This window comes from Variovorax sp. Root473 (genome assembly GCF_001426505.1).
Classification (GTDB): domain Bacteria; phylum Pseudomonadota; class Gammaproteobacteria; order Burkholderiales; family Burkholderiaceae_C; genus Variovorax.
In genome coordinates this window covers 1-14,049 of record NZ_LMEV01000004.1, presented here as the reverse complement: position 1 = coordinate 14,049, position 14,049 = coordinate 1, and the positions used below count along the sequence as shown (strand labels likewise).

Below are 14,049 nucleotides of genomic sequence, written 5' to 3'. Positions count from 1 at the left end.
TGCGCGCGACAGCCATGCAAAAAGCGGCCACGCCGACAGGTGCCAGCCGGCCGCTTTCGGTGCCTTTGGATTGCGTCCGCGCATGCGCGGTGCGCACTGCCCAGCCTACTTCTTGGGCGCGGGATTCGTCTGTGCCGAGGTCTGGTTCGAACTCGGGGGCGACGCGGCCGTGGTGGCCGGGGAGTGCGCGCCCGATGCCTCGATGGGCTTGGTCTCGGGCTTAGGCGCGGCGGCGAAGGGGCCGGGGTCCAAACAGGGCGGCGTGGTCAACGCGGCCGTCGTCGGCTTGCCGGCCGCTTCGGCGCTGGCGCGGTACCTGGCGGCGACCTGATCCTGCGACTTGCACAGCAGGTAGGCGTCGGTCTTGGCGGTCCACGCGGTGCGGGCCGCGGTCTCGGCGGCCTTGGCCTGGGCTTCTGGCGAAAGCGGTGGGAGCTTGGCGAACGCGGACGCTGCAGCCAGCGTGAACAAAAGGGTCAACGTGTGCTTCATGCGGAGGTTCCTTGCGCCGTCACCGGCCGTGCAGGTTCCGGCGTGCCGGCGGGCTTCGAGCGCTGCGCGGGGATCTTGCCGGCCTCGATGTCGTCGTACCAGAGGCGGTGGTGCTCGCGTGCCCAGGCCTCGTCGACGTAGCCTTCGCGCATCGCCTTGTAGGCGCCGGTCATGCCCAGCGTGCCGATGTAGATGTGGCCCATGATCATCGCCATCATGAGCAGCGTCGCCACGGCATGCACCATGTGCGCGACCTGCATCTCGCCGCGCGTGTAGACGAAGCCGGGCAGCAGCTTGTCGAGGAACAGGCCGGAGGCGATGACGATGCTGCCCAGGAACAGCACACCGCCCCAGAACACCGCCTTCTCGCCCGCGTTGAAGCGGTGCGACGCAGGCTCCTTGCCGCCGAACAGGCCGCCGCCGTGCCGCAGCCAGGTGAGGTCGTCCTTGCTCGGCCAGTTGCTGCGAATGAAGGTGAAGATCATGAACAGCGTGGTCACCACGAACAGCGGCCCGACGAAGTTGTGCACGGTCTTGAGCACATAGGCGAGCCAGCCGAACAGCGTGCTGCCGAGCACCGGCAGCAGGAAGAACCTGCCGAAGGCCATCACGATGCCCGACACCGCGAGCGTGACGAAGGCCAGTGCGTTCGACCAGTGCGTGGCGCGCTCGAACGGCGTGAAGCGCTCGATCTTGCGGCCCGTTTCCTTTCCATGCAGGCGGATCGGTCCGCGCGTGAAATAGAAGATCGCCAGCGCCAGCAGCGTGACGAAGAGCAGCGCCGCGCCGTACGGAATGATCCAGTCGTTGCGCACCTGCCGCCAGGCCTCGCCCGCGTTGGTGAAGCGCGAACCCGGGTATTGCACGAAGCGCTGGATCAGGTTGCCGGCCTCGGGCGCCTCGCTCACAGGCAGGCTGCTGTAGCCGGTGACGCCGCCGCTCACCTGGCGCCACATCGGCGCGTTGTTGCCGGGCTGCACCTTGTTGCGCTCGCCGTTGGTCTGGTTGAGGTAGTTGGGGTCGGCGCTGGCTTCGGGCTTGACCTCGAAGATGTTCTGGCTGCGGATGCCGCCTTCAGCCTTCGGCGCAGGCGTTGTCGCAGCTGCCGGGGCAGACGAAGCGGGCGACGCGGTGACAGCGCCGCTCGCGGCCGGGGCCGGGTTGGCCTCCTGGGCCAGCGCCCCGGCTGCACAGCCCAGGAGCGCGGTCGCCAGCAGCGCGTGGAACGCGTGCCTCGTGCGAATGGTGACGCTCATGCGGCCTCCGGTTCAGTTCGTTCGGGTGTACTCGTTCTGGCCGTTGGAGCGCGTCTTGATCTGCTGCTCCCACGACGCCTTGTCGCCCACCTTCCAGCCGGGCGCGGTGAAGACCGTGCCGGTGTTGGCCTGTGTGCCGGTGCCGCTCCAGGGCACCGCGTCGTACTTGACGCCCTCGGCGTTCGTCTGCGGCTTCTCGCTGCAGGCTGCCAGCAGCATCGTGCCCGAAGCCAGCGCGCAGAGCATCACGGCCGCGCGCTTCACTTGGTGCCTCCGGTCGGCGGCGTGCCGGCCTGCTGCGAGCCGTAGGCCGTGCCCCAGCCCCAGACTTCGGCGCCCGTGCCGCGGTGCACGACGCGGGTGCGGAAGATGTCGGCCACGACGTCGCCGTCGCCGGCCAGCAGGGCCTTGGTCGAGCACATCTCGGCGCAGGCCGGCAGCTTGCCTTCGGCCAGGCGGTTGCGGCCGTACTTTTCGAACTCGGCTTCGGAGCCGTTGGCTTCGGGGCCGCCGGCGCAGAAGGTGCACTTGTCCATCTTGCCGCGGGCGCCGAAGGTGCCTTGCGACGGGAACTGCGGCGCGCCGAAGGGGCAGGCGTACGAGCAGTAGCCGCAGCCGATGCACACGTCCTTGTCGTGCAGCACCACGCCTTCCTCGGTGCGGTAGAAACATTGCACGGGGCACACCGCCATGCAGGGCGCGTCGGAGCAGTGCATGCAGGCCACCGAGATCGACTTCTCGCCGGGCAGGCCGTCATTGAGCGTGACCACGCGGCGGCGGTTCACGCCCCAGGGCACCTCGTTCTCGTTCTTGCAGGCCGTGACGCAACCGTTGCATTCGATGCAGCGCTCGGAATCGCAGACGAACTTCATTCTTGCCATGGTGATTCCTTATGCTTTCTCGATGTTGCAGACCGTGGTCTTGGTCTCTTGCATCATGGTGACGCTGTCGTAGCCGTAGGTCGTGGCGGTGTTGATGGCCTCGCCGCGCACGATGGGCGCCGCGCCCTTCGGGTAGTAGGCGAGCAGGTCTTCGCCCTGCCAGCGGCCGGAGAAGTGGAAGGGCAGGAACACCGTGTCGGGCCCGACGCGTTCGGTGACCAGGGCCTGCACGTTGAGCTTGGCGCCGGTGGGCGTGTGCACCCAGGCGCGCTCGCCGTTGCGGATGTTCTTCTCGGCCGCGACCTTCGGGTTGATCTCGATGAACATCTCCTGCTGAAGCTCGGCCAACCAGGGGTTGGAGCGCGTTTCCTCGCCACCGCCTTCGTACTCCACGAGCCGGCCCGACGTCATGATGTACGGGAATTTCTCGGCGATCTTGTCGGCGATGTTCTTTTGCTGCACGGTCTTGTAGAGCGTGGGCAGGCGCCAGAAGGCCATCTTGTCGTCGTGGGTCGGGTACTTCGCGACAAGGTCGGGGCGCGTGCCGTAGATCGGCTCGCGGTGCTGCGGAATCGCATCGGGAAAGTTCCACACCACCGCACGGGCCTTGGCATTGCCGAAGGGGTGGCAGCCGTGGTTCTTCATGAACACGCGGATCATGCCGCCCGAGCTGTCGGTCTTCCAGTTCTTGCCTTCGGCCTTGGGCTTCTCGGCCTCGGTGAGTTCATCCCACCAGCCGAGTTTTTTGAGCAGCAGGTGGTCGAGCTCGGGGTAGCCGGTGGTGATGTCGGCGCCCATCGAATAGGAGCCGTCTTCGGCCAGCAGGTTCTTGCCGTTGCGCTCCACGCCGAAGTTCGCGCGGAAGTTGCCGCCGCCGTCCATCACATGCTTGGATGGGTCGTACAGGTTCGGCGAGCCGGGGTGCTTGAGTTCGGGTGTGCCGTAGCAGGGCCAGGGCAATCCGAAGTAGTCACCCGAGATGTCGTAGCCGTTGACCTTGTCCTTGACGGAGCCCTTGGCCTTGAGCGTGCGCACGTCGAAGGCGGCCATGTTGCGCATGTGCGCCTGCAGCCGCTCGGGGCTCTGGCCCGAGTAGCCGACGGCCCAGCACGATTTGTTGATCTCTCGCAGGATGTCTTCGGGCACGGGCTCGTCCATGCCCTTGACCTTCTGCATCTTGTAGTTCTTGCTCAGTTCCTTGCCGAAGCCCAGCCGGTCGGCGAACTGCTGCATGATCATGTGGTCGGTGCGGCTCTCCCACAGCGGTTCGATGACCTTCTCGCGCCATTGGACCGACCGGTTCGATGCCGTCACCGATCCGCTGGTTTCGAACTGCGTGCACGCGGGCAGCAGGTACACCGCGCGGTTCGCGTTGGCGTCTTCGGGCCGGCCGGGCATCGCGGCCATGGCGGCCGTGGCCGAGGGGTACGGGTCGACCACGACGAGCAGGTCGAGCTTGTCCATGGCCCGTTTCATCTCGAGGCCGCGCGTCTGCGAGTTGGGCGCATGGCCCCAGTAGAAAACGCCGCGCAGGTTCGAGTCCTGGTCGATGAGCTCGTTCTTCTCGAGCACGCCGTCGATCCAGCGCGAGACCGTGATGCCGGGCTTGCTCATCATCGCGGGCGATGCGAAGCGGCCCTTGATCCATTCGAAGTCCACACCCCAGGTGGCGGCGAAATGCTTCCACGAGCCTTCGACGAGGCCGTAGTAGCCGGGCAGCGAATCGGGGTTGGGGCCCACATCGGTGGCGCCCTGCACGTTATCGTGGCCGCGGAAGATGTTGGTGCCGCCGCCGGACTTGCCCACGTTGCCCAGCGCCAGCTGCAGGATGCACGACGCCCGCACGATGGCGTTGCCGATGCTGTGCTGCGTCTGGCCCATGCACCAGACCACGGTGCCGGGGCGGTGCTCGTGCAGCATCGTCGCGACCTTCAGCACCTGGGCTTCGCTCACGCCGCAGGCCTCTTCGACCTTGTCCGGCGTCCACTTGCTCATGACGTCGGCACGCACCTCGTCCATGCCGTAGACGCGGTCGTTGATGTAGCGCTTGTCTTCCCAGCCGTTCTTGAAGATGTGGTGCAGGATGCCGAACAGGAACGCGATGTCCGAGCCCGAGCGGATGCGCACATATTCATGGGCCTTGGCCGCGGTGCGGGTGAAGCGCGGGTCGACCACGATCATCTTGCAGCCGTTTTCCTTGGCATGCAGCATGTGCAGCATGCTCACGGGGTGCGCCTCGGCCGCGTTGGAGCCGATGTACATCGCAATCTTCGAATTGCGCATGTCGTTGTACGAATTGGTCATGGCGCCGTAGCCCCATGTGTTCGCCACGCCCGCAACCGTGGTCGAGTGGCAGATGCGCGCCTGGTGGTCGCAGTTGTTGCTGCCGAAGAAGCTCACGAACTTGCGCAGCAAGTACGACTGCTCGTTGCTGTGCTTGCTGGAGCCGATCCAGTAGATCGCGTCGGGCCCGCTGGCCTTGGTGAGTTCCTTGAGCTTGGCCGTGATTTCGTCGAGGGCGGTGTCCCAGCTGATGCGCTCGTACTTGCCGTTGACGAGTTTCATCGGGTAGCGCAGGCGGTATTCGCCGTGACCGTGCTCACGCAGCGCCGCGCCCTTGGCGCAGTGGGCGCCCAGGTTGAGGGGCGAGTCGAACACGGGTTCCTGCCGTACCCACACGCCGTTCTCGACCACGGCGTCGGACGCGCAGCCCACCGAACAATGCGAGCACACGGTGCGCTTCACTTCGATCTTGCCGGCGCCGATGGCCGTGGGCCTGCCGTCGGCGGCCTTGGCTTTCTGGATCAGCGTGAGCTGGGTGGCCGCCAGGCCGACGCCGACGCCGAGGCCGGAGCGACGCAGGAACGCGCGGCGGTCCATCGTTGGCAAGGCGTTCGCGAGGCCGCGCCGCAAGCTGTGGACGAAGGGCGAGGTGTCGGAGGCCCGCTGGCTCGCGGTGCCTGGGGATTTTCTGGTCAGAAGCACGGGGTCTCCTCAGGCTGACGTGGTGGCGTAGTAACGCTTGACGTGTTCGCTCAGGGAATAGCCCCCGCCGTTTTCAGGCGGGGGCGGCAAGGAAGAGGCGGCGGCGGCGGCGGGCGTCTCGGCCATTTTTGGCAGCGACGTGACGGCCACTGCGGCGGCGCCGGCGGTGGCGGCGCCGATGAAGAATCCCCGGCGGGAGGCCGGCTTGATGCCGGTGTTTTGGCTGTCCTGCATATTGACTCCAGGAGTGGCTAGGCGCGACGCGAGAGGGAAACCCGGTCGGCCTTGTGGATACTAGACCAGCAACAACGTGTGAGCAACCTGAATACCCCTTGCATTCGTTCGCTTCAGTCCAGCATGTCGAAGGCCTGCGCCTCGACATCGCCGAACGCGCGCGTGAAGACGGCCAGGGCCGCGTAGAACCGGGCCCGCGGATGCTGCGACACCGCATCGCAGAGCGCGGGCAGCCAGGGCTGGATATGTTTGGAGAAGAGGGCCTGCTGCTGCGTGAGGTTGGCCACCTCCACGTCCTCCCCGGCGATCAGGTAGCGCATGACCTCGAACAGGCAGGCGATGTGATCCTCGGTTTCGTAGGTGGTCTCGGTGCGCGCCAGGCCCAGCCGGTCGAGGTCGTTGCGCAGTTGCACGAGCGGCTTGTCGTTGAGAAAACCGCTGAGGTAATGCGAACCGAACAGAAGCACCTCGGGCTTGCCGATGCCGCCGAAGAGCGCGTCGTATTCCTCGTGCGCGGCCCCCGCGGTGGTGTCGCGTGCGACACCGACCAGCTGGCGCCACGGTTCTTCGAGAAAGGCGCCGGCGGCCGGCGCCTCGGTGGGGGCGACCTGGAACGCTTCGAGCAATGTGGTATCGGGCGCGGCGTACCAGAGCCGCGCCAGCAGGCCGTAGAGCTCGGCCCGGGCCACCTCCTCGTCGAGTGCGGACGTGGCGGGAAAGGTCTGGCTCATAGCGGGGCGATCTTCACTTCGTTGGTGGCGCTGTACAGGTCGATGACGCGGCAGTCGCTGCACATCTTGAGGCGCTCCAGCGCTTCGCCCTGGAACATGGCGTGCCCGGCCAGCTTGCCGAGCATGGCCTCGATGGCTTTCTGCGTGCCGAAGGGTTTGCTGCAGCGGATACAGGCCCAGGGCCTGGCCTCGTTCAGCAGCACCTGCTGCTTGCGCTCCGGCGCTGCCAGCAGGCGCGGCACGAGCGAGACGGCGTCTTCGGGGCAGGTGATCTCGCACAGCCCGCACTGCACGCAGTTCTTTTCGATGAAGCGCAGTTGCGGCGCGCTCTGGCTGTCCAGCAAAGCGCCCGACGGGCAGGCGCTGACGCAGGCCAGACACAGCGTGCACTTGTCCTTGTCGACTGCGATGGCGCCCAGCGGCGATCCGGCCGGCAGCGCGAAAGCCAGCGGCGCCTCCGTGGGCGTCTGCAGGGCAGGGGCCGCGCCCATGAGGTGGTCGAGCGTCATCTCGAGCCGGTCGCGCTTGTCGGCGCCGACGGCGAAGCGGGCGGCCGTGGCGGGCACGCGCTGCGTGGTCGTGCGCAAGCCGGCCAGCGCGGCGTCCAGAACCACAGGCGAATCGGCCTCGATCACGTGGAAGTGCGTGCCGGTGTAGCCCAGGCCCAGCAGCAGCGCCTGCGCGAGCTTCATCTGCTGCTTGAGCGCGGCGAGGTACTGCGGCGCCTCTTCGCCGGTGCACAGCACCGCGACCTGCGAGGCGCCGAAGGAAATCGCGCTGAGCCACAGGTCGATGCCGGTGCTGGCCGCATGAAACAGGTCGACCGGAATCACGCGCGCCGGCACGCCCTGCGCCTTGCCGAGCTGCGCCTGCCGCCCGAGTTGCTCGATCAGCGCTTGTCCGCCTTCCTGGCTGTGCAGCAGCAGCGCGGCGTCGCGCCCGCCCGCGGCCGCATAGGTGCCGAGCAACTTGCGCAGCTTCAGGCCCTGGTCGGGCGCGCGCGGGTAGGTGTAGCCCAGCGCGCCCGTCGGGCACACCGTGGTGCAGGCGCCGCAGCCGACGCACAGGTTCGGGTTGACCACGATGCGCTGGCGCTGCGGGTCGCTGCTCACGGCATGGGCCGAGCACACGTCGACGCAGGCGTTGCAGCCGACCACTTCGTTGCGGCTGTGCGCGCAGAGCTTCTGCTTGTAGTCGAAGAACTTGGGCTTTTCGAATTCGCCCACCAGCTCGCGCAGGCGCAGCAGCGTCTGCAGGCCTTCGGTCTGCGCGACGCCGCCGGGCAGGTGGAAGTAGCCCTGCGGCGGCGCGTGCCAGTCGATCTGCGGCGCGGCGCCGAGGTCGAGCACGAGGTCGAAGGCCGCGTCGAGCGCCTGGGGCTCGCGGCTGAAATTGATGGCGCCCGCCACGCTGCAGGCGCGTTCGCAGTCGCGGTGCGAGGTGCAGCGCGCGTTGTCGATCTGGTAGTCCAGCCCGATGGCCTGCTCGGGGCAGGCGGCCACGCAGGCGTTGCAGCGGGTGCACAGGTCGAGGTCGATCGCGTTGTCGCGCGTCCAGCGCAGCGTGAAGGCGCCGAGCCAGCCTTTGAGCGAATCGATGCGCCCGGCAATGACCGGCCAGCGGCGCGCCTGGGCGCCACCGGCCGCACCGGGGCCCTGCGCGAGCACGGTGACGTCGAGCGTGTCGCCGACCAGCACCGCGGCGCGCTCGGCGGCGTCGAGCGGGCCGATGATCAGCAGCCGGCCCTGGCTGTTGTAGGTCACGGTCGAGACGGGGTCGGGCTCGGGCAGGCTGGCGGCGGCCAGCAGCGCGGCGATCTTCGGCATCGCGCTTTTCGCGTCGCGGCTCCAGCCGCCCGTCTCGCGGATGTTGATGAAGCGGATCGGCGAGGTGGCGTCGGGCGTCTGCGTGGCGAGTTCGCCGAACAGCCGTTTTTCCTGGATGCAGGCGACCACGACGTCGTCGCCGGACTGGATCGCTCGCTGGAAAGAGGTCGCCTCGCGGCGGCACAGCGATGAATGCAGCGGGAGGGTTTCAGCCAGTGCCGCGCCGAGCGTCTTCGGCTCGAGTGGCATCGTCTGGTTGCAATCGCAGATCAGCGTGGTGGTCATCGGTTTCTTGGCTGGCGGGTTGCGTCTGTGCAACCGGCGGGCTGGGAAGCGTTTCGGAACCCTGGCACTGTGCCACGTCCGTCGCCTCGGCGTCGTCGGGGGTTTCAGGGGGAATGTCTTCGGGGCCTTCGTCGAAGAGCTTGAGGAACTGGGCGCTGGCCATCTGGCGCAGCACGCTTTCGGGCACGGGGGTGGACCGGGAGTAGTCGTCGACGTAGGTGTCCAGGCCGTCCATCACGTTGAAATGCGGATCGGCGAAGAGCTTGCGGAAGGCCGCGTTCTTGACCTCGGGTGCCACCTGCTTCGTGAGGAAGGGCGTGTAGTCGGACTCGATGCCGAGCGCGTCCACATCCGCGAGCGTCAATGGCGGCGCGGCGTGCGGATCGGCTTCGGGCGGCAGGGCGGCCGGTTCCGCGACGAGGGCGGGCGCCGGAACGGGGTCATCTGCTGGCGACGCCTTCTTCTCTTCCACGACGGTCTCGGCCGCGCGCACCTCCTGCTTGCGGCGCGACCACCGTCCGAGAAAACCCTCAGACATCGCCCGCACCCCGTCCGCGTTTTTTCTCGGTCGACACGCTCGCGGCGTTGCCGAAACGGTCGACCAGCGACCGGAAGCTCTCGGGCCGCCGACGGCGCTTGGGCTCGACCACGTAGTGCTCGTCGACGAACGCGCGCACCCAGTCGACCACCTCTGCGGGGGCCGGCACCTGCTCGACGGTTTCCTGCGCATCGAGCCAGCGCCCGGCCTCGTAATAGCTGAGCGTGACCACGACGGGGCGGGGAATGGGCTCCGTGGACAGCGTCGCTTCCTCGTCCATGCGCCACAGCACGAACCAGCACGGCGTCGGCGTGATCGCGTTGAGGTGATAGCCCTCGGCCTCGTCGCGGAACAGCTCGACCTTGAAGCCGGGATGCAGCCATTGCTGCTCGCCGGCGTCGTCGCGCAGCAGGCGCGGTTCGGTGCCGAAGCCGGGCTCGTCGGGCTGCACGCTGTCGAGCGTCCAGCGCCACGGTTGCCAGTGGCTCGACGGGCCATGCAGGCGCTCGCGGCGCATGACCACCGCGACGTCGAGCGTCGGGCGGCCCGTGGGCGCGGTCGCAGGGGTGTCCGAAGAAAGCATTGAGCGAACCATAGCCGATGGCACGCGAGTCTGCGCGCAGTACCCCTCGATGGCCGACGCGAAAACCCCGGCATGTCGCGGCAGCGTGGTGGCGTAGCATTCCCCGCATGGCCTTACTTGATGAAGACGAAGCAGCCCAAGCAGACGACGCAGACGAAGTGCCGCTGGCTTTCGACGCCGTGGCGCTGCCCCCGCGCGCCGACGCGCCGCGGCTGAACCCGGCGCGTGGCCCGCTGCTGCGCCGCATCGAGATCGTCGACCAGCACGGCGAGCGCCGTGACATCGACATCCCGGCGGAGCGGCCGTTGACCGTCTTCGTCGACAAGCGCGAACTCGTGACGCTCATGACCCTGGGCGCCGCGCCCGAACTGCTGGTGCTGGGCTACCTGCTCAATCAGAGCCTGGTGCGCCGAGCGAGCGATGTCGAGAGCATCGATGTCGACTGGAGCGTCGAGGCAGCGGCCGTGAAGACGCACGCGGGCATCACCAATCTCGCTGAAAAAACCGCGCACCGGGTCGTGACCACGGGCTGCGGACAAGGCACCGTCTTCGGCGACGCGATGGCCCAGATCGGCGCCGTGCAGCTGCCGACGTCGCAGTCGGCGCGCATTGCGCAGGGCACGCTGCTGCGCATTCTCGAACGCATGAAATCGCGCAACAGCGTGCACCGGCGGGCCGGCTCGGTGCACGGATGCGCGCTGTTCCGCGGCACCGAGATGCTGGTCTTCGTGGAAGACGTCGGACGACACAACGCCATCGATTCCATTGCCGGGTGGATGGCGGTGCATGGCATCGATGGCGGCGACAAGGTCTTCTACACCACGGGCCGGCTGACCAGCGAGATGGTGATGAAATCGGCCCACATGGGCGTGCCGATCATCGTCTCGCGCAACGGCGTCACCGCGATGGGCCACGAGCTGGCCAGCAAGCTCGGCATGACCTTGTTCGGCCGCGCCGCCAACCGCCACTTCCTGTGCTACTGCGGGTTCGAGCGCTTCGACGCCGAGCCGCAGGCGAACGGGGAGGCGCGGGTACAGGCGCAGATGTTCGCGACCGACTGAGGTTCATCGGGCGTCGTCACGGGCGCGCGACCCACGTCAGGGTGTCACGTTCGCCGCGGTGGCGGCCCGACAGGCGTCCGCTTCCTGACGTGTGGCGAGCAAGAAGCAGCGGGCTTGCGCCTCGCGCGCCACGGCTTCGCGCAGTTGCCGCTCCTGCGCCGTTTCCACCTGCAGCTCGACGAGCCACTTCATGAGCAGCGCCATCACGATCAGCAGCACGACCGAGGCCGCGAGCAGGGTCGTGCGCCAGCTCTGGACGCGGAAGACCGAGGCGTTCGATGTGCTCATGCAGCCGACCCTCAGCACGACAGCTGCGGAAAGATCCAGAGGCTCATGCCGAGGACCACGCCCGCACCCAGCGACATGGCCGCAGCAGTCGCGAACAGGCAGGCCACGACCAGGCTCGGCACGACCACCGACATGCTCAGGAAGACGACGGCCACGAGCACGTAGGCCAGCACAGGCAGCAGCGCGATGTAAGCCGGCCGCGACGTGCCGGCCGGGAGTTCGTCGGGACTCATGTCACGCAGGAATGGATTCAGCATCGCGGGCGATCAGCAGTTGCCCTTCTTGGCCTGGCCCGGCGGGCAGAAGTTGCCACCCTTGTGCGCGGGGCCGGGTTCTGCACGCGGTGGCGCGTGGTGGTGCACACATGCGCTCATGAGAACGGATGCCGCCAGCGCGAGCATCACGGTGATCGTGGAGGGGGTGGATCTGGTCATGGGAACTCCCTGTTTGATTTCTTGTGCACCTCGGGTGCTCAGGGGCAGGACGATAGTTGCAGCATTAACAATCGCACAGGGAAATGCTCACATCTGTGAGCAAATTGGGAAGGGCGTGGCCAATCTCCGAGCGGGATTGCGCAGTATTTCACGGCTGGGCGGTGCTGCGCCTCGGAGCTCGGACCGCACCTGCCCGTGAACCGTTCGTGCGTCTCGTCGCCAGTTTCCGGGTATTTCGCAGAGGGCTTCCTGATTGATCGGCCTTGGCGAAATGCAAGCTTGATCAAGGAAACCATCGACCCTCGTCGCGAGGAGATGAGGTCTGTTTAGTGTGCGTTTGTTCGCACACGATGACAAAAGAACAGACCTACCTGTTTCCGTTGGCCAATATCGGCACTTTTCCCTGTCGACTGTTCATAATCGTTAATACATTTCACTCCGTTGTGAGACGCGCAGGGGAGCGGATGAAAAAGGAAGCCGATGGTGGACAGGGTGGAGCAGAAGAACAGTCGCGTGGTGGTGCTGACGGATCCCGATGAGGAGGTCGACTGGCTGAGAAGCCGGTTGAAGGACGCGGGCTTCAACCCGTTGTGTGTCGTGAACGAGGATGACCTGCTGGAGGCCGCGTCGATGCCGGGCGTCGGGTTGTTCCTGCTGATGGGCGAGGCGATGGAGGGCTCGCTGCTGGAAATGCTGTTCGGCATCAGCGCCAGTCGTTCGGCCACGGCGCCGGTGATTGCGCTGACGCGCTCGCGCACCGTGCTGGAAACGCCGCGCGTGTCGGTCTTCGACGTCGACGATTTTCTGGTGTGCCCGTGGAGCCCCGACGAGGTGGTGGCGCGGGTGTCCTTGCTGTGCGGCCAGAAGTCCTTGCGCCGGAACATGAAGCCGCAAAGCCTCTACGGCTTTCAGCTCGTGCGCAGCCGCCTGGCGGTGGCGTACGCGAACCGCGAAACCATCCTGACGCCGAGCGAATTCGAGATCGCCCGGGTGCTCGTGCGCTACCTCGACATGCCCGTGTCGCGGCAGCAATTGCCCCAGGGTCCCCGGTGCAATGGCGAGCAGGGCGCCAGCCGGTCGCTGGACGCGCTGGTGTCCCGCGTGCGCAAGAAGCTGGAATCGATCGTTGGCGACGAATTCCGGGTGCGCTCGCTTTACGGCGTGGGCTACACGCTGGAACGCGCGCACCATCGCCGCGTCGATTGAAGGGGCGCGGGCGACGGGCACCACACCGGCGTCGCTCACAGGCTGCGAAAAGAACACGCCGTGAACGCGCTGCCTGCTGCGGCGGTGGCCTGCACCATGGTCCATCCCGCAGGCGGCGCGGGCTTCGTGCTGTTCGGGGTCGAGGTCGACTGACGACCTGGCGGGGCCTTCAGGCCCGGCGCTTGAACAGCGCGGACGCGCCGCTGGCACGCGCCACGTCGTCCGCCGCGGCCAGCAGCCGCGGGCCGAGCGCGAGCATGCGTTCTTCCGTGAGCCGCACCAGCGGTCCCGCGACGGTGATGACGCCGATCACGCCGCCGTGCGCGCCGCGCACCGGCGCGGCCATGGCGGTCATGGCGGGGGAGAACACCTCGTTGATCATCGAGAAGCCGCGCTTGCGCGTGGCACGCAGAAACACGAGCAGCGCCTTCATGGTGGTCGGCGCCTTGGGGCCGAAATCTTCCGGCTGGCCGAAGCCCTGTTTTGCGACGAGTTGCAGCGCCTGTTCGTCCGTCATGGTCGAGAGCCAGGCGTGGCCCGCGGAGCTGCACGAGAGGTTCACCGACAGGCCCATGTCCGGGTCGTAACGCAGCCCGCGCGTGGCGCCTTGCGCCTTCGCGACGAAGGTGAGCTCGTCGCCATCGACCACCGCCAGCCGCACCAGCTCGCCCGATTCGACCGCGAGCCTGTCGAGCAGCGGCTGCGCCACGTCGACGATGCCGCTGTTGCTCAGGAAGCTCAGGCCCAGCGAGACCAGCTTGATGGTCAGCATGTAGTCGCCATGGCTCTGGTCTTGCCGCACGTAGCCGTAGCGCACCAGTTCACTCAGCAGGCGATGGGTGGCGCTCAAGGGCATTTCCAGCTCGGCCGACAGCGCGGAAAGCGCGCGGCCCTCGGGGTGGCCGGAGAGATGTTCGAGCACCTTGAAGCTGCGTTCGAGTATGGCGGTCATGCGACGACTCTAGCATTTTGCCAAGTGTTTTCACTAGTAGAAAGATTTTCCACTAACTCGATAAGATCGCGCCGTCTGGGGCCGGAGGCGCTTGTGGGCGCCCCGGCATGGATCGCTCACATCGCACGCTGGAGAACAACTTTGAGAACGCTTTACCGCTCGCTGGCCACCGCCGGCCTCGCCCTCGCCCTGGTCGTTCCTGCTGCGGCGCAGGCACAGCAGGAGCGCGTGATCCGCTTCGGCCACCTGAACAACGCCGACCATCCCGTGAGCTTCGGCGTCAAGCGCTTCGCCGAG

General features: G+C 67.1%; 16 protein-coding genes and 1 pseudogene. 3 read left to right on the top strand and 14 right to left on the bottom strand.

What is annotated here, in order from left to right:
• Nucleotides 1–105: 105 nt before the first annotated feature.
• From ASD34_RS04720 to ASD34_RS04675, 10 genes are all read right to left on the bottom strand, one after another.
• Nucleotides 106–492 (bottom strand): hypothetical protein, encoded by a 387-nt coding sequence (locus tag ASD34_RS04720; RefSeq protein WP_056573461.1) that lies wholly within the window; start codon nucleotides 490–492, stop codon nucleotides 106–108.
• Nucleotides 489–1,748: a formate dehydrogenase subunit gamma gene (locus tag ASD34_RS04715; protein WP_056573460.1), complete on the bottom strand. Its 1,260-nt coding sequence runs from the start codon at nucleotides 1,746–1,748 to the stop codon at nucleotides 489–491. The genes ASD34_RS04720 and ASD34_RS04715 overlap by 4 nt, the downstream gene beginning before the upstream one ends.
• 12 nt (nucleotides 1,749–1,760) lie before the next feature.
• The gene (locus ASD34_RS04710) at nucleotides 1,761–1,994 is read right to left on the bottom strand and encodes a hypothetical protein (protein WP_157609638.1); all 234 of its coding nucleotides are present in this window, start codon (nucleotides 1,992–1,994) and stop codon (nucleotides 1,761–1,763) included.
• Between the two features lie 14 nt (nucleotides 1,995–2,008).
• A complete protein-coding gene (gene fdh3B, locus ASD34_RS04705; protein ID WP_056573451.1) occupies nucleotides 2,009–2,629 on the bottom strand; it encodes a formate dehydrogenase FDH3 subunit beta in 621 nt (206 codons plus the stop codon).
• A 9-nt stretch (nucleotides 2,630–2,638) separates the two neighbouring features.
• A complete protein-coding gene (locus tag ASD34_RS04700) occupies nucleotides 2,639–5,614 on the bottom strand; it encodes a formate dehydrogenase subunit alpha (protein WP_056573448.1) in 2,976 nt (991 codons plus the stop codon).
• A gap of 9 nt (nucleotides 5,615–5,623) precedes the next feature.
• Nucleotides 5,624–5,848, bottom strand: a complete 225-nt coding sequence (locus ASD34_RS04695; protein ID WP_056573445.1) for a hypothetical protein — start codon at nucleotides 5,846–5,848, stop codon at nucleotides 5,624–5,626.
• Nucleotides 5,849–5,961: 113 nt separating this feature from the next.
• Nucleotides 5,962–6,579, bottom strand: coding sequence for a molecular chaperone (locus ASD34_RS04690; protein ID WP_056573442.1), 618 nt, complete (start codon nucleotides 6,577–6,579; stop codon nucleotides 5,962–5,964).
• Nucleotides 6,576–8,654 carry a 4Fe-4S dicluster domain-containing protein gene (locus ASD34_RS04685; RefSeq protein WP_056573439.1) on the bottom strand — a complete coding sequence of 693 codons (2,079 nt, stop codon included), beginning with the start codon at nucleotides 8,652–8,654 and terminating at the stop codon, nucleotides 6,576–6,578. Before ASD34_RS04685 ends, ASD34_RS04690 begins: the two co-directional genes overlap by 4 nt.
• The gene (locus tag ASD34_RS04680) at nucleotides 8,614–9,228 is read right to left on the bottom strand and encodes a DUF3306 domain-containing protein (RefSeq protein ID WP_056573436.1); all 615 of its coding nucleotides are present in this window, start codon (nucleotides 9,226–9,228) and stop codon (nucleotides 8,614–8,616) included. The genes ASD34_RS04685 and ASD34_RS04680 overlap by 41 nt, the downstream gene beginning before the upstream one ends.
• Complete coding sequence (locus tag ASD34_RS04675; protein WP_056573676.1) at nucleotides 9,221–9,811, bottom strand: DUF3305 domain-containing protein; 591 nt, start codon at nucleotides 9,809–9,811, stop codon at nucleotides 9,221–9,223. Before ASD34_RS04675 ends, ASD34_RS04680 begins: the two co-directional genes overlap by 8 nt.
• 107 nt (nucleotides 9,812–9,918) lie before the next feature.
• On the opposite strand from ASD34_RS04675, the gene ASD34_RS04670 reads away from it, so the two are divergent.
• Complete coding sequence (locus ASD34_RS04670) at nucleotides 9,919–10,872, top strand: formate dehydrogenase accessory sulfurtransferase FdhD (protein ID WP_200937526.1); 954 nt, start codon at nucleotides 9,919–9,921, stop codon at nucleotides 10,870–10,872.
• Between the two features lie 36 nt (nucleotides 10,873–10,908).
• On the opposite strand, the gene ASD34_RS04665 is transcribed toward ASD34_RS04670, so the two are convergent.
• Genes ASD34_RS04665 through ASD34_RS27820 form a run of 3 tightly spaced genes read right to left on the bottom strand, consistent with a single transcriptional unit; the run spans nucleotide 10,909 to nucleotide 11,594 of the window.
• Nucleotides 10,909–11,160 carry a hypothetical protein gene (locus tag ASD34_RS04665; protein WP_056573669.1) on the bottom strand — a complete coding sequence of 84 codons (252 nt, stop codon included), beginning with the start codon at nucleotides 11,158–11,160 and terminating at the stop codon, nucleotides 10,909–10,911.
• A gap of 11 nt (nucleotides 11,161–11,171) precedes the next feature.
• Nucleotides 11,172–11,393: a hypothetical protein gene (locus ASD34_RS04660; protein ID WP_235509976.1), complete on the bottom strand. Its 222-nt coding sequence runs from the start codon at nucleotides 11,391–11,393 to the stop codon at nucleotides 11,172–11,174.
• A gap of 33 nt (nucleotides 11,394–11,426) precedes the next feature.
• Nucleotides 11,427–11,594 carry a hypothetical protein gene (locus ASD34_RS27820; RefSeq protein ID WP_200937525.1) on the bottom strand — a complete coding sequence of 56 codons (168 nt, stop codon included), beginning with the start codon at nucleotides 11,592–11,594 and terminating at the stop codon, nucleotides 11,427–11,429.
• A gap of 480 nt (nucleotides 11,595–12,074) precedes the next feature.
• Between ASD34_RS27820 and ASD34_RS04655 the strand changes: the two genes are divergently transcribed.
• Nucleotides 12,075–12,800 carry a response regulator transcription factor gene (locus tag ASD34_RS04655; RefSeq protein WP_056573432.1) on the top strand — a complete coding sequence of 242 codons (726 nt, stop codon included), beginning with the start codon at nucleotides 12,075–12,077 and terminating at the stop codon, nucleotides 12,798–12,800.
• 169 nt (nucleotides 12,801–12,969) lie between these two features.
• Here the strand turns inward: ASD34_RS04655 and ASD34_RS04650 are convergent, their stop codons facing one another.
• Nucleotides 12,970–13,752 (bottom strand): IclR family transcriptional regulator, encoded by a 783-nt coding sequence (locus ASD34_RS04650; RefSeq protein ID WP_056573429.1) that lies wholly within the window; start codon nucleotides 13,750–13,752, stop codon nucleotides 12,970–12,972.
• A 141-nt stretch (nucleotides 13,753–13,893) separates the two neighbouring features.
• Here ASD34_RS04650 and ASD34_RS27000 point away from each other — a divergent pair.
• Nucleotides 13,894–14,049, top strand: a pseudogene (locus ASD34_RS27000) (TRAP transporter substrate-binding protein); the annotation flags it as partial.